Below are 21,815 nucleotides of genomic sequence, written 5' to 3'. Positions count from 1 at the left end.
CCTGCCGGCCGCCTACGGGTAGACCTCCGCCCGGTCGACGGACACGAACGCCGCACCCGAGTCGGGGTTCTTCTCGCCGGTCACCCGGATCCGTACCGTGTGCTCGCCGCGCGGCAGCTCCGGGCTCACCCACTGGAGCTGCTCGCCGACGCGCGGGCTGCCGTAGTAGTCGACCCGCTGCTCCGGGCCGCCGTCGACGGAGATCGCGGCGATGCCGTTGCCGGTGTCCTTGACCGACAGCAGCGCCAGCCGCGTCCCGGTGAAGCGGAACGTCGCCGTGGCGCCGGCCACCGCGCTCCAGTGGTCGTTGCCCCAGAAGCACTGCACGGCGCAGCCGCTGCCGGAGTTCCAGTTGCCGGTGTACGTCACCTGCGGGTCGGTGTCGTTGAGGGCCGTGGTGCCGGGGCCCGGGTCGCCCGCGGGCAGGTCGATGGTCGCGCCGGCGGCCACGGGGGTGCCGAGGTCGGGGCGGCCGTCGGCGGTCCAGCCGATCTTCTGCACCCGCGTGGTGCGCCAGCTGTAGGTGTACGTCGTCGTGTTCTTCGCGTGGTACGCGATCCAGTCCTCGCTGCCGTCCGGGGACTTGAAGAAGAAGTGGTGCCCGGGGCCGTAGACGCCGGCGGCGTCGTTGCGCGAGAACATAGGGCCGGGCTCCTGCCGCCAGGCGGCGGGGTCGAGCGGATCGGCGCCGGGGGCCAGGGACTTGGCCCAGACCGCGTAGTCGGGCTTTCCGGTGTCGCAGGCGGAGTACGTGAGGTAGAGCCGGCCGGCGGCGTTGTGGAGCGGGGTGGGGCCTTCGCGCACCTCGGGGCAGTTGCCGTCCGCGGGGAGGTGGACGCGGCCGCCGGAGAGGGTCCAGGGGTTGGACATGGGGGCCACGAAGAGCTGGTTGCCGACGCCGTCGTCGCGCTGGCCGCTCCAGGCGAAGTACAGCTTGCCGTCGTGCCGGAAGGGCTCGCCGTCGATGGCCCAGCGGTCGTTGCCGGAGTCGGCGACCTTGGCCTTGAAGTGGTACGGGCCGAGCGGGTCGCTGCCCTCGGACTCCAGCACGTACATGCGGTGGGCGGCGTCGTTGCCGTCGCTGGCGGTGTAGTAGAGGTACCAGCGGTCGCCGTCCTTGAGGAGGCCGGGGGCCCAGATCTGCTGGTTGCGGGAGGGGTCGCTGTCGCGCCAGACCTCGTGCGGGGAGGCGGTGAGGAGGGTCGCGACGGAGGGGGACTTCCACATGCGGATGGCGTCGCCCTGGGTGGTGGCGACGTAGTAGTTGCCCTCGTGGGTGACGAGGGTGGGGTCGGCGCCGGTGTTGACGGGGTTGCGGAACTGGCCGGCGGCGGCGCGGGGTTGGTCGGCGGGGGCGGCTGCGGGGTCGGCTGCGGGGTCGGCGGGAGCGGCTGCGGCGGGGGCGTTCGCGGGGGCTTCGTCGGCGGCTGCCGGGCCGAGGCCGGCCACCACGGCGACGGCGAGCAGCGTCGCGGCCAGGGCCGGCCAGGGGCGCCGGCGGCGGGGTCTGCGTACGGCGTGGGTCACAGTGCGTACCTTCCGTGCGGTGCCTGTGGGGGTGTGGTGCGCAGGAGGGTGTCAGGAGGTTTGTAGCGGAGATTTCAACGTTGTACAACCCGTCGCGGCTCCCCGGCCCTTGACGCCCGGGACGTACCGAGGTGCCACAGCAGCGCCACTCCGGTGACCCCCGCGGCCACCGGTCCCAGCCCCGCAGGGCTCAGCCCGAACCACTCCTGCGCCAGCCCGCCGAGCCCGCCGCCGAGCGCCATCCCGGCGTACAGGGCGGAGGAGTTGAGCCCGAGCAGTACCGGTGCGGCGGCCGGGCCGAGGGCGACGAGGCGGTGCTGCTGCGGCACGACGACGAAGCCCACCGCCACGCCCCAGACGGCCGCCCAGACCAGCGCCGGTATGAGGGCGCGGGCCGCCAGCGGGGTCAGTGCGAGGGCCAGGACGGCGAGCGCGAGCGGGCCGGTGAGGACGCGGGCGGGGTCGCGGCGGTCGACGAGCCGCCCGGCGGCGGTGTTCCCGGCCAGCACGCCGGCGCCCCAGACGAACAGGACCAGGGTCAGCAGCGACTCGTCGCCGCCCGTGGCGTCGCGGAGCGCGGGGGCGACGTAGGTGTAGAGCGTGTACGCGCCCAGGAAGGCCAGCGTCGTGACGGCCAGCAGCGCGGGCACCCGGCCGCCCTGGGCGAGCGGGCGCAGCCGGTCGCGGAGCGAGGCGGCCGGCAGCCGTACGGCGGGCAGCCCGACGGCGACGCCGATGGCCGCCACCAGCCCGGTCCCGGCGACGGCCCAGAGCGTGACGCGCCAGTCGGCACTGCCGATGAGCGTGCCGAGCGGCAGCCCCAGCGCGGTCGCCAGCGTCAGCCCGCCGAGCACGAACGCCAGCGCCCGGCCGCGGCGTTCGGGCGGCACGATCGCGGCGGCGGTGCTGGAGGCGGCGGAGTTGATGACACCGGCGCCCGCGGCGGTGACGACGCGGGCGGCCATGGCGGTCCCGTAGCCGGTGGCCAGGGCGGTGGCGGCGTTGCCGACGACGAAGACGCCGAGGGCGATCAGCAGCGTCGTCCGCCGGTCGAGGCCGCCGGTGAGCCCGCCGACGACCGGGGCGGAGACGGCCATCGTCAGGGCGAAGACGGTGACGAGCTGACCGGCCGCGGCCGTGGAGACCCCGAGGTCGGCGGCGATGGCGGGGAGGAGGCCGGCGATGACGTAGCTGTCGGTGCCGACGGCGAAGGTCGCGAGGGCGAGGGGGAGGAGCTGTCTGGTCACGGAACGGCACTGTAGGCAATGCATGGATGGTTGTCCATGTATCAATGAATGGGTAGGCTGCGGGCAGATGCCCGAGGGGAGAACGATGCGCGAGGTGTCCCAGCCCGCGGCCGAGTCGATCCGGATGGTGGACGTGCTGCGCGCGCTCGCCGACCCGGTGCGGCTGGAGGTCGTACTGCGGCTCGCCGGGACGGGCGAGGAGAGCTGCAACGCCATCGGCGGCGATCTCGACGTCCACCAGACGACGATGTCGCACCACTACCGCGTGCTGCGCGAAGCGGGCGTGACCTGGACGACGGTGCAGGGCCGGACACGGCTGGTCCGGCTGCGCCGGGACGACCTCGACGAACGGTTCCCGGGCCTGCTCGACTCGGTACTGAACGGTGCGGAGCCGGCAGCGGAAGGCGTCACCCGCCGTTGAGCAGGGCCTCCCCCAGGTCCGTACGCCGGTGCAGCACGCAGTGGCCGCGCCGCTCGGACCGCACGAGCCCGGCCTCACGAAGAACGGCGGCGTGCCGGCTGGCACTGGCGGGCGCGACGTACAGGGCGTCGGCGATCCGCCCCGTCGACATGGGGCGGTCGAGGAGTTCCAGGACGCGGGCGCGGGTGAGGCCGATGAGCCGGACGAGGGAGTCGCCGGCGCGCGAAGCGGGATCGGGACCGGGACCGGGCAGCCAGCCGGGCGCGGGGGTCAGCGGATGGACGAGCACGGGGGGCAGTTCGGGGTCGGCGAGAGCGACGGGCGTACGGGTGCAGAAGAAGGACGGGATCAGCGTCAGCGGCCGCCCGTCGAGAGAGAAACCCCTGCTCACCGGGTACGCACACTCCAGCCGGTCACCGCGCCAGGTCACCTCCGGCGCGTAGCTGGCGAGCAGCCCCTCCGCCCCTTCCCGCAAGGCGGCCTCGGCCCGCACGGGCCGGTCGGCGGCGGCAGCGGACCTGATCGCCTCGCGGTACGGCGCCACGGCCACCGCGTAGTACCGCCGCACCGCATCCCCGAGCCGCCGCAGCGCACCGGGCTCCCCGTCGGCCAGCCCCCGGGCCCCCCGGGGCGGCCGGCCGTCGGCGCAGAGCAGCCCGATCTCCTTGCGCAACCGGGCCTTCGGCGTCCGCAGCACCTGCTCCAACTCGGCGTCCAGCGTCCGCCCGCCCCCGTCGCTGGGGGTGAGGAAGTCGGGAAAATACGCGGCCTCGGGACAGAGGCGCTGCAACGACCCGACGGTCTCCCCTAGCCCGGCCCCGGACACCTCACCCCGCACCCGCCGCCGCCAGGGGTCGAGCGCGAGCGCGGCGTGCGCGGTCTGCAACGCCTGCAGGCTGAGGACGACTTCCCACATGGGGCTGACGTCCCCGGCCGACCGCAGCCGGTTGAGGTCGGCAGAAGTGAACTCGATGTGCAGCATGATTCCCCCGTGAATGAGACGTGCGACGCGCGGCCTCAGTTGCACGGCAACTTCCCGTTCACACCGCCCCGTACGCCACGGGGGCCAAGCGGACGGGGGGTCAGACCCCCCGAGCGAAGGCGACGAAGTCGGCCCAGGCGTGCCCCGCCCTGTCCCCGAACTGCTCCCGGCTCAACCCCGCGTGTTCTCGCAGCGCTTGGACCTCACGAACGGTCTGCGCGGAGTTGGACCTGCGCGAGGAGCGGGTGGGGGCGGCCCGCTCCGGGAGGCCCGGGGGCACGGTCTCAGCCGGCCGCGCGGTAGGGGCGGAAGAAGGCGCGTAGCTCCTCCGCGTACAGCTGCGGCTCCTCGAACGGCGCGAAGTGCCCGCCGTGCGCGGGCTCGGTGATCCGCACGACGTTCGCGGTGCGCTCCAGCCACGCCCGCGGCGGGCGGGCGATGTCGCCGGGGAAGAGCGAGAAGCCGGACGGCACCTCGACCCGGCGGGCGAGCTGCGCGGGCGGGATCGCGCCGTTCGCGCGGTACATGCGCATCGACGAACCGATCGTTCCCGTCAGCCAGTAGAGCGTGACGTTGGTGAGGATCTCGTCCTTGGTGTACGAGCGCTCGACGTCGCCGTCGCAGTCACTCCACGCCCGGAGCTTCTCGACGATCCACGCGGCGAGCCCGACCGGTGAGTCGGTGAGCCCGAAGGCGGCGGTCTGCGGCTTCGTACGGTGCATGGCGGCGTACGCGCCCTCGCTCGCGCCCCAGGCCGCGACGGCCTCGAACCACGCGCGCTCCTCGGGCGCGAGGTCCGCCGGGTCGCCGGGCAGGACGGGCACGCCCGCGTCCGTGCGGTGCACGGCCACGACCCGGTCCGGGTGGTCGAGCGCGAGGTAGCGGCTCACGTGGCTGCCGATGTCCCCGCCCGCCGCCCCGAACCTCGGGTAGCCGAGGACGTGCATGAGTTCGGCCCACAGACCGGCGACGGCGATGGAGTCGAGGGGCGGGCCCGCGGGGCGGTCGGAGTAGCCGTAGCCCGGCATGTCGGGTACGACCACGTCGAACGCGTCGGCGGGGTCGGCGCCGTGCGCGCCGGGATCGGTCAGGAGCGGGACGACCTTCGCGTAGCGCCAGAACGAGTCGGGCCAGCCGTGGCCGAGGACCAGCGGCAAGGCCGGCGCGGCGGAGGGGTCCCGGGGCGGGACGGCCCGGGCGTGGACGTAGTGGATCCCGAGGCCGCCGAGACGGACGCGGAAGCGGGGCAGCAGGTTGAGCGCCGCCTCCCGCGCCGGCCAGTCGAACCCGTCGGCCCAGTAGCCGACGAGTTCGCGGAGGTAGCCGAGGTCGGTTCCCATCGACCACCCGGCGTCCTCGGGCGCGTCCGGCCAGCGGGTCGCGTGCAGCCGCGCGCGGAGGTCCGCCAGCGCCGCGGGGTCGGTCCGCGGTGCGAACGGCTCGGGGCGGGGCGGGGCATCCGGCATGCGACGGACCCTACCGCCGCGGCCTGGGCCGATCGGGTACCGGCGCGGGGGCCCGTTGCCGGAACGGCAAGGTTTCTCGCGGTACGGGGCCGTGTTGCCGACACTGGCCGCGGACCGGACACCGCCGTCGAAAGGCACCCGCCATGGCCAGCACCGCACCCCGCCGCAGGGACACCCCGCCGCCGCGTACCGGAGGCACGGAGGCCGAGACGCTGCGGGGGTTCCTCGACTACCTGCGGGCGTCGATCGCCGCGAAGGTCGAGGACGCGCCGGAACCGCAGGTGCGCACGGCCGGAGTCCCGTCGGGTACGAACCTGCTGGGCCTGCTGCACCACCTCACGTACGTCGAACGCGCGACGTTCCTCGGCGAACGGGTCACCGACTGGCCCGGGACGTTCGAGGCCCCGGCGGAGGCGACCGTGGCGGAGGTCGTCGCGGGCTACCGCGAGGCGGTCGAGGTCGCCAACCGGGTCCTCGACGACTGCGCGGACCTGGGTGCGCAGGTACCGCGACCGGGCGGCAAGGCGCCGAGCGTGCGGTGGGCGCTGACGCACATGATCGAGGAAACGGGCCGCCACGCGGGCCACGCGGACATCCTCAGAGAACAGATCGACGGCGCGACGGGCCGCTGACACCCACCGGGTCCCGGCACGGGGCGGCGGCGCCGCTCGGGACCTGATCGGGTGTGGCACACCGGATCCGTCGAGACCGGTGAGTGGCCGGGTCAGCGCAGGTGGTGGCGGAGCCAGACGTTGGGTTCCACGTAGACCGCCCAGTCGTGGTCCGGTTCGCAGCGGACCGGGGTCAGGGCGCCCGGGACCGTCGTCCAGCCCTCCTTGTCGAAGGGGAGGCCGGTCCAGGTCCGCCACTGGGCGAGCGGGGCGCCGATGACCATCGACGCCGGGGCCACCGGGTCGGGGGCGGCCAGGGTGGCGCCGGCGCGGACGTGCACGCGGAGCCAGGGGTCGTGCGGGAGGCCGTCCTCGCGGGTGCGGGTGGCGTACTCGTGCATCGGGGTGTGCGGCTCGTGGTGCTTGGCGCTGGGCCGGACGGGGGCGACGACCTCGGCGAAGCCGCGGTCCGCGGCGGCGGAGCGCATCGCCCCGAGCATGACGGCGGACAGCCCGCGGCCCTGCCGCCCCGCGTCGACGGCGATCTCGATGGCGCTGACGGTGTCCGGCTCCACCCCGTCCCGGCGGTCGCCGAAGGCCCACACCAGGACCTGGTCCCACCCGCGCCCCGGCAGCGTGCCGTCGCGCCCCGCGCCGCGCAGCGCGAACGGTACGGCGAACGCCCGGGCGACCACCGCGCCGGACTCGTCGGTACCGACGTGCACGTGCTCGGGGAAGGCCTCGGCGATCCGCTCGTGCAGCGCGTTCGCGACGTGGTCGTGGGTCATGAACTCCGGCCAGGAGTCCGCCATGTCCCAGAGCCGGGAGCGCAGTTCGGGGCGTTCGGCGAGGCTGGTGACGCGGATCTCCTCCATGCGGCGGAGTGTAACGAGGCGTTGGGCAACAGAGCGCGCGGATTGCGCCGGGGTGCGCTCCCTCGCGCACCCCGCTCTTCCCCTCACGCCTTTCACACCTTGCCGATGCCCAACGTGTTCTCCGCCGGGAGCATCCCCGACCCCAGCACCTTCACCCACGGCCCGCCCAGCAGGTCCGCCAGCCGCTCCGCGCCGTCCGCGCCGATGGCGCGCCACGGGTCCGTCGCCAGCTCGTCCGTACGGCGCTCCACCTCCGCCCGCAGCGCACGGCCGGCGTCGGTGGCCGTACCGGCCGCCGTCACCAGCCCGCGGGCGGCGAGCCGGGAGCGGGCCGCGGTCCACTCGGCGTCGCCCCAGCCGCGGCCGGCGAAGGTCTCCTCGGCCGCGGCACCCACCGCCGCGAAGGACACCAGCGACTCGGCGGCGTCCAGGTCCGCGGTCAGCAGCGCCGCGAGGTGGCCGTCGCCGCGGTGCTCGCGGAGGATCGTCGCGGCGTGCCAGAGCTGGAGGTGCGGCGGCTCCGGCCAGGGCAGTGCGGCGTTGGCGGCGGCGAGGGGGCGGCCGGCGGTGCGGGCGGCCTCGGCGGCGCGGCGGGCGAGGCGGGCGGCTTCGGCGAGTGCGGGGGCGCCGAGGCCGTCGGGGTCGCGGGGGTCGACGCCGAAGATCGACCGGTACGCGCGGTCGACGGCGCGTTCGCGGGCGGCGAGCACCTTCGCCGGGTCGGCGACGTCCCAGGCAGCGGGGACGTAGCGGGCGGTCATGGCGGGGTTGAAGCTGTAGAACGCCGCGGTGACGACCGCGTCGCCGACCGGACCGAGGGGTGCGGCGCGCCAGGCGAAGTAGGAGGGCCAGCGGCTCTCGGTGCCGTAGCCGAGGGCGGCGGCTTCGTCGTGGGCTTCCGGCGCGTAGTAGAGGACGGCGTGCAGGGGCTCCAGCAGGTGCCAGAGCTGCCGTACGCGCTGCGGGGTCAGGTCTTCCGACATCGTGTCCTCACTCTGTGCTCATTCACCTAGATCGATCTTTACATTGACTAGATTGCCTCGCGCGCCGCCAACTTGTCAATGGCTAGATCCCTCCAGCAGGATGGGCCCATGACCGACGACGACCGCCCCTACCACCACGGCAACCTGCGCCGCGCCGTCCTCGACGCCGCCCTCGACGTCATCGCCGCCCAGGGCCCCGGCGCCGTCAGCCTCCGCGACCTGGCCCGGCGCGCGGGCGTCTCCCACGCGGCGCCCGCGCACCACTTCAAGGACCGCGCCGGACTGCTGACCGCGGTCGCGGCGGAGGGCAACGCGCTGCTCGCGGAGTCGCTGGAGGCGGCGGCGGACCTGGAGGACCTCGGCGTGCGGTACGTACGCTTCGCGCTCGCGCACCCGGCGCACTTCCAGGTGATGTACCAGCCCCATCTGCTGCACCCGGACGCCCCGGACCTGGCCGCGGCCCGCGACCGCGTGGACCGCACCCTGCGCGCCGCCATCGCGGCCCTCCCCGACTCCGACCGCGGCCCCGACCCGGAGCGCGCCCGGCTGGCCGCGTGGTCGGCGGCCCACGGCTTCGCGACCCTGGCCCTGAGCGGCAGCCTCGACGCCTCCCTCGCCGGGCACGACGACCCGGCGGAGGTCTTCCGCTCGTTCACGCACCTGATGTTCAACTCCGCGGCGCGATGAGTCCGGGGTACGGGCGTGGTCTCTTCTTGCGTACAGCGGAAACGAAGAGGAGCACCGTGATCATCATCGCCGGGATGCTGCGGGTGGACCCCGCGGGACGGGCCGACTACCTGGCCGGCTGCACGGACATCGTCGCGCAGGCGCGCGCGGCCGCCGGCTGCCTGGACTTCGCACTCTCCGCCGACCTGGCCGAGCCGGACCGGATCAACGTCTACGAGCGGTGGGAGAGCGACGAGGACCTCCTCCGCTTCCGCGGCTCGGGCCCGGACGACAGCCAAACTTCCCGGATCCTCGACGCCGAGGTCCACAAGTACCGCATCTCCACAGTCGAAGCCCCGTAGCCCGGCAGCCCGTACACCCCCGGCCCGCAGGCCCGCAGATTCGCACACCTGCACGCGGAGTGACGTTCCGACACGGAGTGCAATCGAGTATGGGAATATGGGTCCATGGGTATGGTGAGCCATATGAAGACCACCGTCGACATCTCCGACGCGCTGCTGACCGAGGCGCGCCGGACCGCCCGGAGCAAGGGGACCACGCTCAAAGCCCTCATCGAGCAGGGCCTCCGCGCCGTCCTGGACGAAGAGGCCGACCGTGCCGCCTTCACCTTGCGGGACGCGAGCGTGACGGGCGACGGGCTGCAGCGCGACATGCGCGGTGCCAGCTGGGACGAGATCCGCGACCTCGCCTACGGGGACCGGGCGTGATCGCCCTCGACACCAACGTGCTGGTCTACGCCCACCGCGCGGACAGCCTGTTCCACGACGCCGCCGCGTCCGCCGTCCGGGGACTCGCCGAGGGGTCGGCCCCGTGGGCGCTGCCGTGGCCGTGTCTGCACGAGTTCTTCTCCGTCGCCACCCACCCGCGCGTCTACCAGCCGCCGAGCACCACCGAGCAGGCCCTGGCCCAGATCGACGCCTGGCTGCAGTCCCCCACCGCCGTCCTCCTCGCCGAGGGCAGCGGGTACTGGCCGGTGCTCCGCGAGGCGCTGGAGCAGGGCAAGGTCGCCGGGCCGATGGTCCACGACGGGCGGGTCGCCGCCCTGTGCCGGATGCACGGCGTACGCGAACTCTGGTCGGCCGACCGGGACTTCAGCCGGTTCCCCGGTGTCCGGGTGCGCAATCCCCTGCAGGGGTGAGGCCCGCGTCCGCCGCGGCTCCGGTTCCTACGAGTCCAGGATCGTCGTCAGCAGTTCTCCCACCCATGCCAGCAGGTCGCGGCCCTTCAGCGGCTGGGCGCCCAGCTGCTTCGGCTTCGGGCGGTCCACCAGGATCTGGTTCAGCGCCGGCTTCACCACCGCGCCCGGGTACAGCCGCTTCAGCCGCAGTTCCTGCGACTCCCGCAGGGTCACCGGGCTGAAGCGGATGCGGGTGCCCTGCAGCGTGATGTCCGTGACGCCGCAGGAGCGGGCCAGCATGCGCAGGCCCGCGACCAGCAGGAGGTTCTCGACCGGCTCCGGGAGCGGGCCGTAGCGGTCGGTGAGTTCCTCGCGTACCGCGCGGATGTCGTCCTCCGTCGTGACGGAGGCGATCGCGCGGTACGCCGCGAGGCGCAGCCGCTCGCCCGGGGCGTAGTCGTGCGGGACGTGGGCGTCGACCGGCAGCTCGATCTTCACCTCCGGCGGCGGCGCCTCCTCCGCGCCGCCCTCCAGCGTCGCGCGGTAGTCGGCGACGGCCTCGCCGACCATCCGGACGTACAGGTCGAAGCCGACGCCCGCGATGTGCCCCGACTGCTCGCCGCCCAGCAGGTTGCCCGCGCCGCGGATCTCCAGGTCCTTCATCGCCACGTACATGCCGGCGCCCATCTCCGTGTGCTGCGCGATGGTGGCGAGGCGTTCGTGCGCGGTCTCCGTCAGCGGCTTCTCCGGCGGGTACAGGAAGTACGCGTAGCCCCGCTCGCGGCCGCGGCCGACGCGGCCGCGCAACTGGTGCAGCTGCGAGAGGCCGAAGGTGTCGCCGCGCTCGACGATGAGGGTGTTGGCGTTGGAGATGTCGATGCCGTTCTCCACGATCGTCGTGGAGACCAGCACGTCGAACTTCTTCTCCCAGAAGTCGACCACCACCTGCTCCAGCGCCGACTCCGACATCTGCCCGTGGGCCGTCGCGATCCGCGCCTCCGGCACCGCCTGCCGCAGCCGGGAGGCGGCGCGGTCGATGGACTCCACCCGGTTGTGGATGTAGAAGACCTGGCCCTCGCGCAGCAGTTCGCGGCGGATGGCGGCGCCGATCTGCTTCTCCTCGTACGGGCCGACGAAGGTCAGCACCGGGTGCCGCTCCTCCGGCGGGGTGGTGATCGTCGACATCTCGCGGATGCCGGTGACGGCCATCTCCAGCGTGCGCGGGATGGGCGTGGCGGACATCGTCAGCACGTCGACGTTGGCGCGCAGCTTCTTCAGCTGCTCCTTGTGCTCCACGCCGAAGCGCTGCTCCTCGTCGACGATGACCAGGCCCAGGTCCTTGAACCGGGTGTCGGACGAGAACAGCCGGTGCGTGCCGATGACGACGTCGACCGAGCCCTCGCGCAGCCCGTCGAGCACCGCCTTGGCCTCGGTGTCCGTCTGGAACCGGGACAGCGCCCGCACCACCACGGGGAACTGCCCGTACCGCTCGGAGAACGTGCCCATGTGCTGCTGCACCAGCAGCGTCGTCGGTACGAGGACGGCGACCTGCTTGCCGTCCTGCACCGCCTTGAACGCCGCCCGCACCGCGATCTCCGTCTTGCCGTACCCGACGTCGCCGCAGACGAGGCGGTCCATGGGCACGGGCTTCTCCATGTCCTCCTTCACCTCGGTGATGGTGGACAGCTGGTCGGGCGTCTCCACGTACGGGAAGGCGTCCTCCAGCTCGCGCTGCCAGGGGGTGTCGCCGCCGAAGGCGTGGCCGGGGGCGGCCATGCGCGCCGAGTACAGCTTGATGAGGTCGGCGGCGATCTCCTTGACGGCCTTCTTCGCGCGGGACTTGGTCTTGGCCCAGTCGGAGCCGCCGAGGCGGTGCAGCGTGGGCGCCTCGCCGCCGACGTACTTGGTGACCTGGTCGAGCTGGTCGGTGGGGATGTACAGCCGGTCGCCGGGCTGGCCGCGCTTGGCCGGGGCGTACTCCACGAGCAGGTACTCGCGGGTGGCGCCCTGGACCGTGCGCTGCACCATCTCCAGGTAGCGCCCGACGCCGTGCTGCTCGTGCACGATGTAGTCGCCGGCCTGGAGCGTCAGCGGGTCGATCTGCTTGCGTCGCCGCGCGGGCATCCGCGCGCCGTCGCGGCCCGCGGCCTTCTGCCCGGACAGGTCGGTCTCGGTGAGCACCGCGAGTCTGAGGTCCGGGGCGACGAAGCCGTGGTCCAGCTCGCCGCACGAGACGTGCACGACGGACGGCGCGAGCGCGTCCGGGCCGAGGTCCGCGTCGAGGCGGGCGGCGATGCCCTCGCCGCCGAGCACCTCGACGGTGCGCTGCGCGGGCCCGTGGCCCTCGGTGAGGTAGACCACGCGCCAGCCGTCGGCGAGCCAGCCCTTGGTGTCGGCGAGCGCGCGGGCGGTGTCCCCGCGGTACACCTCCGGGGCGTGCAGCCCCAGCTCCAGGGATGGGGTCTCCCCGGGCCCCCAGGGCCCAGGGGACTCGTCCTCGAGCTCGGCGTCCGCGGAGAACGGGCTGACCGACCACCACATCATGCCCAGCTCGCGCGCGTGGTCGCGGACGTCGGCGATGCCCCACAGCGACGCCCGGCCCAGCAGCTCCAGGTCGATCGGCGCCTCCCCGCCCCCCGCGGAGGCGGCCCACGACGCCTGGAGGAACTCCTGCGACGTGGCGACCAGGTCCGCGGCGCGGGTCCGCACCCGCTCGGGGTCGCAGGACACCGCCATGCTGCCGGCCGGCAGCACGTCGAGCAGCAGCTCCATGTCGTCGACGAGGACCGGCGCCAGGGACTCCATGCCCTCCACCGCGATGCCCTCGGCGATCTTGCCCAGCATCTCGCCGAGCTGCGGGTGCCGTACGGCGAGGTCGGCGGCCCGGGCCCGGACGGAGCCGGTCAGCAGCAGCTCGCGGCAGGGCGGCGCCCACAGGCCGTGCTCGGCGACCTCGAGGGAGCGCTGGTCGGCGACCTTGAAGTAGCGGATCTCCTCGATGTCGTCGCCCCAGAACTCCACCCGCAGGGGGTGCTCCTCCGTGGGCGGGAAGACGTCGAGGATGCCGCCGCGCACCGCGAACTCGCCGCGCTTCTCCACCAGCTCCACCCGGCTGTACGCGGCCGCCCCCAGCGCCTGCACCGTCTCTTCGAGGTCGGCGGACCCCCCGCTGCGCAGCGCCACGGGCTTGAGGTCGCCGAGGCCCTTGACCTGCGGCTGGAGCACGGAGCGTACGGGCGCGACGACGACGGAGACGGGGCCCGTGGCCGCGTCCTCGGGGTCCGGGTGCGCCAGCCGGCGGAGCACGGCGAGGCGGCGGCCGACGGTGTCGGAGCGGGGCGAGAGCCGCTCGTGCGGCAGGGTCTCCCACGCCGGGTACTCCACCACGGCGTCCTCGCGCCCCGGCGGCATCAGCGAGCGCAGCGCGGCGGCCAGGTCCTCGGCCTCGCGGCCGGTGGCGGTGACCGCGAGCACCGGGCGCCCGGTGCGCTCCGCGAGCGCCGCGAGCGCGAAGGGGCGGGCGGCGGGCGGGCCGACGAGGTCGACCTGCGGCCGCGCGCCGCCTTCCGCGGCGGTCACCGCCTCGGCGAGTGCGGGGTCGCGGACGACGGCGTCGAGCAGGCCGTGCAGGCTCATGGGGGCATCCGCTCCGGGTGGCTGGGTGCTGGGTGGGCAGGCGGCTCGCGCCGCGGGCAACGCGAACAGCCCGAGGCGGCGAGCGCCCCGGGGGTCTCCAGCGTACGACGCCCCACCGACACCCCGCGCCCGCAGCCGGAATCCCCCGGCCGCGGGGCCGGGGCACGGGGCAGACGGGACCCGGGCCACCCCGGGGATGAGGCGAGTGCAGTGAGCACGGTCACGCCGTGCAGCCGGACCACCCGCATCCCTCACGGGTGCACGGCAGGCAGCACGTGGCCGACCCTGGGGTTCGTCGCGTTCCGGACGAGGTGCCGCGCCGGGGTAGGTTCCGGTGGGAGGTGCGGGATGAGTTTCCGGCTGGCGGCGTACGCCGTGTGTGTCGAGGACGGGCGGGTGCTGCTCGCCCGGCACGTGCCGCCGACGGGCCCGGGCACCTGGACCCTTCCGGGCGGCAGGGTCGAGCACGCCGAGGATCCGTTCGACGCGGTGGTGCGGGAGGTCGCCGAGGAGACCGGCTGCGACGCGGTGGTCGAGCGCCTGCTGGGTGTGGATTCCCGGGTGGTCCCCGCGGCCGAGCGCACCGTCCCCGGCGGGCCGGAGCATCAGAACGTCGGCGTCTTCTACCGGGTTCGCATCACCGGCGGCCGGCTCCGGCCCGAGCCGGGCGGCGGGATCGCCGAGTCGGTCTGGACCCCGATGCCGGATGTCGCCCGCCTGCGGCGGTCCTCGCTGGTCGACGTCGGCCTCGCCCTGGCCCGTACGCTTCCGGCGACCGGCCACGTCGCCCCCGTACCGGTCGGCGGCCTGATCCAGCACTGAGGACGAGCGGGCCGGCCGGCACCGGGCCGTGCGGGAGCCGCCGCGGTACGCCTCCTGCGCATCGCCGGCCCGCCGCCCGCGCCCCGGCGCCCGCCGCACCCCCGCGGCCTCAGGGTCGCCCCGCCCCCGCCGCTTCGCGTACGGGCGCGGCCGCGGTGCCCGTACGCCCGGGCAGAACCCGGCGGTAAGCCGCTGACCGCCGCACCGAGGCCGCCGGCACCGGGCCTCCGCCCCCGCCTCCGGGCCCCGCGCGGGCCGGCCCGACCCTGACACCGCCCCCGCGATCGCGCCCGATCCCTTAGGGAGACCCCCCGGACAAGAGCCGGGGCGGGATCGTCCCCGCGGCCGACGGGATCGGCCCCCCGCTCTTTCTAACCTGGTCAGGCGGGTCGACGGCGAGAACGGGGCGCCCGCGGGGGGCCTTTCCCCAGTACCGGGGTGGGGATATCCCCACATCCGATACGGCGCCAGGCACCAGGGATTTCCCGGCCCCCGCTCACGAGACTCATACATACGACGAAGCAGCGCCGCAGCAGCACCGCGGGCGGCGCGCACAGGTTCCGCAGCGCGGCTCCGCAGAGCGGTTCCGCAGACGAAGGAGACACGACAGTGACTACGGCTGTAGCGGCGCGCACGGCCGTCGCCGCACGAGCGCGACAGGTGACCAAGGCGTACGGCTCGGGGGAGACGCGGGTCCTCGCTCTCGACAATGTCGATGTGGACATCGCCCGGGGCCAGTTCACCGCCATCATGGGGCCCTCGGGCTCCGGCAAGTCGACCCTCATGCACTGCCTCGCCGGCCTCGACACGGTCACGGCGGGCCGCATCTGGATCGACGAGACCGAGATCACGGGGCTGAAGGACAAGAAGCTGACCCAGCTGCGGCGCGACCGCGTGGGCTTCATCTTCCAGGCGTTCAACCTGCTGCCCACCCTCAACGCCCTGGAGAACATCACGCTGCCCATGGACATCGCGGGCCGCAAGCCCGACCGCGAGTGGCTGGATCGCGTGGTGGGCACCGTGGGCCTGGCCGAGCGGCTCAAGCACCGCCCGAGCCAGCTCTCCGGCGGCCAGCAGCAGCGCGTCGCCGTGGCGCGGGCGCTCGCCTCCCGGCCGGAGATCATCTTCGGCGACGAGCCGACCGGCAACCTCGACTCCCGCGCCGGCGCCGAGGTCCTCGGCTTCCTGCGCCGGTCCGTGGACGAGTTGGGCCAGACCATCGTGATGGTCACCCACGACCCGGTCGCCGCCGGCTACGCCGACCGCGTCCTGTACCTCGCCGACGGCCGCATCGTCGACGAGATGTGGGACCCCACCTCCGAGCAGGTCCTCGACCGCATGAAGTCCTTCGACGCACGGGGCCGGGTGGCCTGAGATGACCGTCCTCAAGACCTCCATGCGCAACTTCTTCTCCCATAAGGGACGCATGGCGCTCTCCGCGGTGGCCGTCGTCCTGTCGGTGGCGTTCGTGTGCGGCACGCTCGTCTTCTCCGACACCATGACCACCACCTTCGACCGGCTCTTCAAGGCCACCGCGTCCGACGTGCGGGTCAGCCCCAAGGCCGCGGACAACGACGACAACTGGGGCAGCAAGCCGCAGCCGACGCTGCCGGCCGCGGACCTGGCGCGCGTCGAGAAGGTCGACGGCGTCAAGGCCGCCGACGGCGAGGTCGCCAACGACGCCATCACCGTCGCGAACGCCGACAACGACAACCTCGGCTCCAGCACCGGCGCCCCCACCATCGGCACCAACTGGGACCCGCTGGAGCTGGAGTCCGTCGAGATCACCTCGGGCCACGAGCCGCGCGGGCCCACCGAGGTCGTCATCGACGCGGACGCCGCCGACAAGCACGACGTGCAGATCGGCGACAGGATCCGCACGATCGCCGACCCCGGCTCGTTCACCTCCGAGGTCGTCGGCATCGCCACCTTCAAGATCACCAACCCGGGCGCGACGATCGTCTACTTCGACACCGCGACCGCGCAGGAAAAGCTCCTCGGCAAGCCCGACGTCTACTCCTCGATCAACCTCACCGCCGCCCCCGGCGTCTCCCACGAGGCACTGAAGGCCAACGTGCAGAAGGCCGCGGCCGACTTCGGCGGCGACCCCCTCAAGGTGCAGACGAAGGACGAGGTCGTCGAGGAGAACAAGGACGACCTCGGCAGCTTCATGGACGTCATGAAGTACGCCATGCTCGGCTTCGCCGGCATCGCCGTCCTCGTCGGCATCTTCCTCATCGTCAACACCTTCTCGATGCTCGTCGCCCAGCGCACCCGCGAACTGGGCCTGCTGCGGGCCATCGGCTCCAGCCGCCGCCAGGTCAACCGCTCCGTGCTCGTCGAGGCGCTGCTCCTCGGCGTCATCGGCTCGGTCCTCGGCGTCGGCGCGGGCATCGGCATCGCGGTCGGGCTGATGAAGCTCATGGGCGCGGTCGGCATGGAACTGAACACCGCCGACCTGACGGTCAACGTCGCCACCCCCGTCGTCGGCATCGTCCTCGGCGTCGTCGTCACGGTGCTCGCGGCATGGCTGCCGGCCCGCCGCGCGGGCAAGGTCTCGCCGATGGCCGCGCTGCGCGAGGCCGGCACGCCCGGCGACCGCAAGGCCGGCGTCGTACGGACCGTGCTGGGCCTCCTGCTCAGCGTGGGCGGCGGCGGGCTGCTCTTCCTCACCACCCGCGTCGAGGAGGCGTCCGACGGCGCGATGTACCTCGCGGGCGGCGTGCTGCTGTCCCTGCTGGGCTTCATCGTCTTCGCCCCGGTGCTGGCCGGGCTGCTGGTACGGGCCCTCGCGGCCGGCGTACTGCGGATCTTCGGCCCCGTCGGCCGCATGGCCGAGCGCAATGCGCTGCGCAACCCGCGCCGCACCGGCGCGACCGCGTCGGCGCTGATGATCGGCCTCGCGCTGGTCGCCTGCCTGTCGGTGGTCGGGTCCTCCATGGTCGCCTCGGCGACGGAGGAGCTGGACAAGTCGGTGGGCGCGGACTTCATCATCCAGTCCGACATGGGCATGCCGATCGTGCCCGAGGTGGCGCAGGTCCTCGACGACGCCCCGCACATGGCGCACGTCACGCACTACAAGGCGCTGGACGCGGACGTCACGCTGCCGGACGGCAAGACGGTGAAGGAGTACAGCCTGACCGCGGCCAACAAGACGTACGCGCAGGACCTCAGGTCCGAGACCGTGCAGGGCGAGCTGACCGACGCCTACAAGAAGAACAGCATGTCGGTCGGCGAGGACTTCGCGAAGGACCATGGGCTGAAGCTCGGCGACACCCTCGCCGTCGACTTCGAGGACGGCGGCAAGGCGGAGCTGACGCTGCGCGCGATCACCTCCTCCGAGACCACGCTCGACTCCGGTGCCGCGTATCTGAGCCTCGCCACGGCGAAGGACTACATCGAGCCGGGCGACATGCCGCACAACGACATCATGTTCGGCAAGGCGAAGGACGGTCAGGAGGAGGCCGCGTACGCCTCGCTGAAGAAGGCCATGGACCCGTACCCGCAGTACGAGGTGCGCGACCAGACCGACTTCAAGCAGACCCTGAAGGACCAGGTGGGCCAGATGCTCAACCTCGTCAACGGGCTGCTGGCGCTCGCGATCATCGTGGCGGTCCTCGGCGTCGTCAACACCCTGGCGCTGTCGGTGATCGAACGGACCCGCGAGATCGGGCTGGTGCGCGCGATCGGGCTGTCGCGCAGGCAGCTGCGCCGGATGATCCGGCTGGAGTCGGTGGTGATCGCCCTGTTCGGCGCGCTGCTCGGACTCGGGCTCGGGCTGGCGTGGGGCACCGCGGCGCAGCAGCTGCTGGCGCTGGAGGGCCTGAAGGTGCTCGACATCCCCTGGCCGACGATCGGCGTGGTGTTCGCGGGTTCGGCGGTCGTCGGGCTGTTCGCGGCGCTGGTGCCGGCGTTCCGGGCGGGCCGGATGAACGTGCTGAACGCCATCGCGACCGAGTAGCGGCGGTACGCGGTGGAGGGGCCCGGCGAAGCTTGGTGGGCGTCGCCGGGCCCCGTGCCCGTTTCCGGAACGGGGGGGCCGGAACGGGCGGTCGGGCGGAGCCGCCGGAGGGCGGCCCCGGGTCACGGGCCGGCGGCCCCACGGGGGTGGGACGCCGGCCCTCTTCTGTTGCCGGCCCGCCGTTGCGGCACCTCAGTTGCCGAAGCCCTGTCGTGGCACCTCAGTTGTCGAACCGGCAGCAGCCACGGGGCTACGGGGTCCAGACGACCGGGTCGTCCTCGTAGCCGTCCTCCTCGTACGAGGCGCCCGCCACGCTGGCGCCCGGCCCGGCGCCCTGCAGCCGCTTCGTCTCGTACGACGCGCCCGCCTCGGCGAACTCGTCGGGCGCCTGGCCTTCCGCGCAGCCCTCGATGTCCGCTCCGAAGACCGTGGCCCCGGTGTCGCCGCCGTCGGCGGTGACGCCCTTCAGGTCCGGCGGGTACGAGCCGCCGAGGTCGCTGCCGTCGGCGTTCTCGACCGTGAACTCGACGCAGAACGGCGTGATGTCCGCGTCGCCGTTCTCCCCCAGCGCGGCGTCGAAGGCCGCCTTGTCCACGTCCGACACCCCGGTGACGGTGATACCGATGTGGCCGGTGGCGCCCGCCCTGTCGTACGGGACGACGGCGGTGTCGCCGATCTTCAGCTTCGTCCCCGGCGGCGTCACCTCGACCTCCTTCGGCTCGGCGGCCGGGCTCTCCTCCTCCGCCGCCGGCTCCTCCTCCGGCTCCGGCGCGGCCTCCTGCGACGACCCGGAGTCCGCGTCCGCGGCGGAGGAGTCGGAGTCGTCGTCGTCCGAGCAGCCCGCCAGGGCGAGCGCGGCGGCGCTGGTGAGCGCCAGCACGGTCATGCGAGTTCGGTTCACTGCGGATTGCCTTTCGAAAATGCGCGGTGGCGCGCGCGGTCTCTCGCGCTGGTCGTGCATGAGAGGCATGCGAGAAGGACACGAGCGGGGACCGCACGCGCAGATTCGTGTCCCGACCCACGGTGGCACCCGTGCCCGGGCAGGTCATTGACGCTCTGACGACACTTTCTTGACGATCCGTCCACCGCGGCGCCGGCCCACGGGCGCCGGGCACGGGACCCGGACCGCGCCCGGCCCGCGCCCCGCACCGCCCTGTCCGGGTAAAGAGCAGGTAAACGGATGCCCTAGGCTCGGAGGCCTTGCCTCGGGGGACAGTTGGGATGGAGGCGTGATCGGGGACGAGTTCCGCAGCGACGACGTGCCGGCGGCGGAGCGGTTCGCGTACTGGCATGACCGGATGAGCGGGCAGATGACGGGGTTCAGCATCCGGGAGACGGAAACGGGGGCGGGGACGGGCGGCGGTGACGGCGCCGGGTTCCTCTCCGAGGAACTGGAGATCGGACTCGGCGGGGTGCGGGTCGCGTCCCGCAGGCTCTCCTCGGTGGAGATGCGGCGCAGGTCCGCCGACGACCCCAAGGGCCTCTACCAGTTCCTCGTGCCCGTACAGGGCGCACTGCACACCGACTGGGACGGCCGCGCCGGCGTCTCCCGGCCCGGCGGCATGTACTTCCACGACCTGACCGGCCTCAACGCACTCCGCTGCCGCCCCCCGGACGGCCGGGAACCCTTCCACACGCTGACGATCGACATCCCCCGGGAGAGCATCACGCTCCCCCACGGCAGCCTCCGGCAGCTCGTCGGGCAGGACCTCCCCGGCGACGAGGGGCCCGGCGCGCTGCTGACCGGCGTCGTCAAGCACGTCCTGTCCAGCGCGGAGGTCTACCGCCCCACCGACACCGCCCGGCTCGGCACCGCCGTCCTCGACCTCGTGCACGCGCACCTGGCCCACCAGTTGGAGTCGCGTACGGCACAGCCCGCGCTGGAGCCGGAGCACCGCCAGCACGCCCTGCTGGTGCGCGTCGTGGACTTCATGCGCCACCACCTCGCGGACCCGGAGCTGACCCCGCAGTCGGTCGCCGACGCCCACCACGTCTCCGTCAGCTACCTGCACCGGATCTTCCGCGCGCACACCGCCGGCCGCGAGACGGTCGCGGGCTGGATCCGCCGCCAGCGCCTCGAACACGCCCGCCGCGACCTGGCCGACCCCGTCCTCGCCGCGGTCCCCGTGCACCGGATAGCGGCCCGCTGGGGCTACACCCACGCGGCGGCGTTCACCCGCAGCTTCCGCACGGCATACGGGGTGACCCCCCGCGCATACCGCCACGACACCCCGCCACCTCCCCCCGACAACGGCCCCTGAACCCACCGGGAGGGCGGGCTCGTAGACTCGTGCCATGGCATTCACGAGCGGCCCGCACTGCTTCCTCTGAGCGGACGGCACTGAGGGCGACGCCGGACGGCGCCGCCCTCTCCGGTGTGCCTGCCGCGTGATACACACCCGCCGCTGCCCGCTCCCGGGCAGCGCCGCCACGCGCGCGCCCGCAGGCACGGTCCCGTCCCGTCGTCAGTGCCAGGAGCGCCCTCGTGCCCGTACCGCTTCCGCCTGCCCTCAGCCTCTTCCTCGACGTGCTGCGCTGCCCCGCGTGCCGCCCCACCCGCCGCCTCCACCCCGGCCCGGGCGTGCTGCGCTGCCCGGCCGGCCACACCTTCGACCTCGCCCGCCACGGGTACGTCAACCTGCTGACCGGCGCCCGCGCCACCAGTGGCGACGACGCCGACATGGTCCGGGCCCGGAGCCGGTTCCTGGCCACCGGTGCGTACGCGCCGCTCCGCGAGGCCACCGTCCGGCTGGCGGCGGACGCCGTGCCCGGCGCCGCGCACGCCGCCCCGGGGCGGCCGCCCACGGTGCTGGACGCGGGGTGCGGCACCGGCTACTACCTGGCCGGCGTGCTCGACCGGCTGCCCGGCGCCCGCGGCGTGGGACTCGACTCCTCCGCACGCGCCCTGCGCGCCGCCGCCCGCGCCCACGACCGGGCCGCCGCCCTGGCCGGGGACGTCTTCCGCCCCCTGCCGCTGGACGACGGCGTGGCCGACGTCGTGCTCGACGTCTTCGCCCCCCGCAACGCGGCCGAGTACCACCGCGTACTGCACCCGGCAGGCCGGCTGATCGTGGTCCGCCCCACCGGGCGGCACCTGGCCGAACTGCGCGACCGGTGGCCCTCGATGGTCGCCGTCGACCCGGCGAAGGAGGAGCGCCTGCGGCGCGCGCTCGGGCCCCGCTTCGAGGCCGCCGCCACCGAACGCGTCGAGTACCGCGCGGCCCTGACCGGGCCGGCGGTCCAGGATCTGGTGGCGATGACGCCCAGCGCACGGCACGCGTGGCGCACCCCCGACGACCGCGACCCGGCCACCCGGGTCACCGTCTCGGTGCTGGCCACCACCTACCGGCCGCGGTGAGCGGGGTCCGGGGACTTTCCGCCCGGCGCGTCGGCGGCCGGGGCCTGTCGTTCAGATCTTCGCCGGGCTCGCGACGCCTGGTGCTGCTCCCTGATCCGGCAGGATCCGAACGACCGACCCTA

The 21,815-nt window shown here is 73.8% G+C and carries 19 protein-coding genes; 11 read left to right on the top strand and 8 right to left on the bottom strand.

All coding sequences use genetic code 11. The features are described from left to right. Positions 1-12: 12 nt before the first annotated feature. A complete protein-coding gene (locus tag LG396_RS33360) occupies positions 13-1,527 on the bottom strand; it encodes a family 43 glycosylhydrolase (protein WP_225797614.1) in 1,515 nt (504 codons plus the stop codon). A gap of 74 nt (positions 1,528-1,601) precedes the next feature. After that, entirely contained in the window at positions 1,602-2,774 is a 1,173-nt protein-coding gene (locus LG396_RS33355) for an MFS transporter (RefSeq protein WP_225797613.1), read from the bottom strand. Positions 2,775-2,859: 85 nt separating this feature from the next. On the opposite strand from LG396_RS33355, the gene LG396_RS33350 reads away from it, so the two are divergent. Beyond that, positions 2,860-3,195 carry an ArsR/SmtB family transcription factor gene (locus LG396_RS33350; RefSeq protein ID WP_018838380.1) on the top strand — a complete coding sequence of 112 codons (336 nt, stop codon included), beginning with the start codon at positions 2,860-2,862 and terminating at the stop codon, positions 3,193-3,195. Here the strand turns inward: LG396_RS33350 and LG396_RS33345 are convergent. Both LG396_RS33345 and LG396_RS33340 read right to left on the bottom strand, forming a co-directional pair. Then, positions 3,182-4,177: a winged helix-turn-helix domain-containing protein gene (locus LG396_RS33345; RefSeq protein WP_225797612.1), complete on the bottom strand. Its 996-nt coding sequence runs from the start codon at positions 4,175-4,177 to the stop codon at positions 3,182-3,184. The genes LG396_RS33350 and LG396_RS33345 overlap by 14 nt on opposite strands. 284 nt (positions 4,178-4,461) lie before the next feature. After that, the gene (locus LG396_RS33340; protein ID WP_225797611.1) at positions 4,462-5,643 is read right to left on the bottom strand and encodes an epoxide hydrolase family protein; all 1,182 of its coding nucleotides are present in this window, start codon (positions 5,641-5,643) and stop codon (positions 4,462-4,464) included. A 143-nt stretch (positions 5,644-5,786) separates the two neighbouring features. Here LG396_RS33340 and LG396_RS33335 point away from each other — a divergent pair, with 143 nt between their 5' ends. Then, positions 5,787-6,275 carry a DinB family protein gene (locus LG396_RS33335; RefSeq protein WP_225797610.1) on the top strand — a complete coding sequence of 163 codons (489 nt, stop codon included), beginning with the start codon at positions 5,787-5,789 and terminating at the stop codon, positions 6,273-6,275. A gap of 92 nt (positions 6,276-6,367) precedes the next feature. Here the strand turns inward: LG396_RS33335 and LG396_RS33330 are convergent, their stop codons facing one another. Both LG396_RS33330 and LG396_RS33325 read right to left on the bottom strand, forming a co-directional pair. After that, entirely contained in the window at positions 6,368-7,129 is a 762-nt protein-coding gene (locus tag LG396_RS33330; RefSeq protein ID WP_225797609.1) for an N-acetyltransferase, read from the bottom strand. A gap of 92 nt (positions 7,130-7,221) precedes the next feature. Further along, positions 7,222-8,112 (bottom strand): SCO6745 family protein, encoded by an 891-nt coding sequence (locus LG396_RS33325; RefSeq protein ID WP_225797608.1) that lies wholly within the window; start codon positions 8,110-8,112, stop codon positions 7,222-7,224. Positions 8,113-8,220: 108 nt separating this feature from the next. Here LG396_RS33325 and LG396_RS33320 point away from each other — a divergent pair, with 108 nt between their 5' ends. The 4 genes from LG396_RS33320 (at position 8,221) to LG396_RS33305 (ending at position 9,937) form a co-directional block, all read left to right on the top strand. Continuing rightward, entirely contained in the window at positions 8,221-8,799 is a 579-nt protein-coding gene (locus LG396_RS33320) for a TetR/AcrR family transcriptional regulator (protein WP_225797607.1), read from the top strand. Positions 8,800-8,855: 56 nt separating this feature from the next. Next, positions 8,856-9,140: a putative quinol monooxygenase gene (locus LG396_RS33315; protein WP_225797606.1), complete on the top strand. Its 285-nt coding sequence runs from the start codon at positions 8,856-8,858 to the stop codon at positions 9,138-9,140. A gap of 123 nt (positions 9,141-9,263) precedes the next feature. Next, positions 9,264-9,506 carry a type II toxin-antitoxin system VapB family antitoxin gene (locus tag LG396_RS33310; protein WP_225797605.1) on the top strand — a complete coding sequence of 81 codons (243 nt, stop codon included), beginning with the start codon at positions 9,264-9,266 and terminating at the stop codon, positions 9,504-9,506. After that, positions 9,503-9,937 (top strand): type II toxin-antitoxin system VapC family toxin, encoded by a 435-nt coding sequence (locus tag LG396_RS33305; RefSeq protein ID WP_225797604.1) that lies wholly within the window; start codon positions 9,503-9,505, stop codon positions 9,935-9,937. Before LG396_RS33310 ends, LG396_RS33305 begins: the two co-directional genes overlap by 4 nt. A 27-nt stretch (positions 9,938-9,964) precedes the next feature. Here LG396_RS33305 and mfd read toward each other — a convergent pair whose 3' ends face one another. Next, the gene (mfd, locus tag LG396_RS33300; protein ID WP_225797603.1) at positions 9,965-13,552 is read right to left on the bottom strand and encodes a transcription-repair coupling factor; all 3,588 of its coding nucleotides are present in this window, start codon (positions 13,550-13,552) and stop codon (positions 9,965-9,967) included. Positions 13,553-13,900: 348 nt separating this feature from the next. Between mfd and LG396_RS33295 the strand changes: the two genes are divergently transcribed. The 3 genes from LG396_RS33295 (at position 13,901) to LG396_RS33285 (ending at position 18,335) form a co-directional block, all read left to right on the top strand. Beyond that, positions 13,901-14,374 carry an NUDIX hydrolase gene (locus tag LG396_RS33295; protein ID WP_037750654.1) on the top strand — a complete coding sequence of 158 codons (474 nt, stop codon included), beginning with the start codon at positions 13,901-13,903 and terminating at the stop codon, positions 14,372-14,374. Between the two features lie 609 nt (positions 14,375-14,983). Further along, positions 14,984-15,748 carry an ABC transporter ATP-binding protein gene (locus LG396_RS33290; RefSeq protein WP_026276467.1) on the top strand — a complete coding sequence of 255 codons (765 nt, stop codon included), beginning with the start codon at positions 14,984-14,986 and terminating at the stop codon, positions 15,746-15,748. Between the two features lies 1 nt (position 15,749). Then, positions 15,750-18,335, top strand: a complete 2,586-nt coding sequence (locus tag LG396_RS33285) for an ABC transporter permease (protein ID WP_225797602.1) — start codon at positions 15,750-15,752, stop codon at positions 18,333-18,335. 250 nt (positions 18,336-18,585) lie between these two features. Here the strand turns inward: LG396_RS33285 and LG396_RS33280 are convergent, their stop codons facing one another. Continuing rightward, complete coding sequence (locus LG396_RS33280; RefSeq protein WP_225797601.1) at positions 18,586-19,236, bottom strand: hypothetical protein; 651 nt, start codon at positions 19,234-19,236, stop codon at positions 18,586-18,588. Positions 19,237-19,564: 328 nt separating this feature from the next. On the opposite strand from LG396_RS33280, the gene LG396_RS39855 reads away from it, so the two are divergent. Together LG396_RS39855 and LG396_RS33270 are read left to right on the top strand one after the other, a co-directional pair. Further along, positions 19,565-20,596, top strand: coding sequence for a helix-turn-helix transcriptional regulator (locus LG396_RS39855; protein ID WP_225797600.1), 1,032 nt, complete (start codon positions 19,565-19,567; stop codon positions 20,594-20,596). 224 nt (positions 20,597-20,820) lie between these two features. Beyond that, complete coding sequence (locus LG396_RS33270; protein WP_225797599.1) at positions 20,821-21,693, top strand: methyltransferase domain-containing protein; 873 nt, start codon at positions 20,821-20,823, stop codon at positions 21,691-21,693. Positions 21,694-21,815: the final 122 nt, after the last annotated feature.

Origin of the sequence: Streptomyces aculeolatus (assembly GCF_020400605.1) — a bacterium.
Taxonomy (GTDB): Bacteria; Actinomycetota; Actinomycetes; order Streptomycetales; family Streptomycetaceae; genus Streptomyces; species Streptomyces aculeolatus.
The sequence above is the reverse complement of the archived record's forward strand: the minus strand, read 5'-3'. Positions and strand labels throughout refer to the sequence as shown.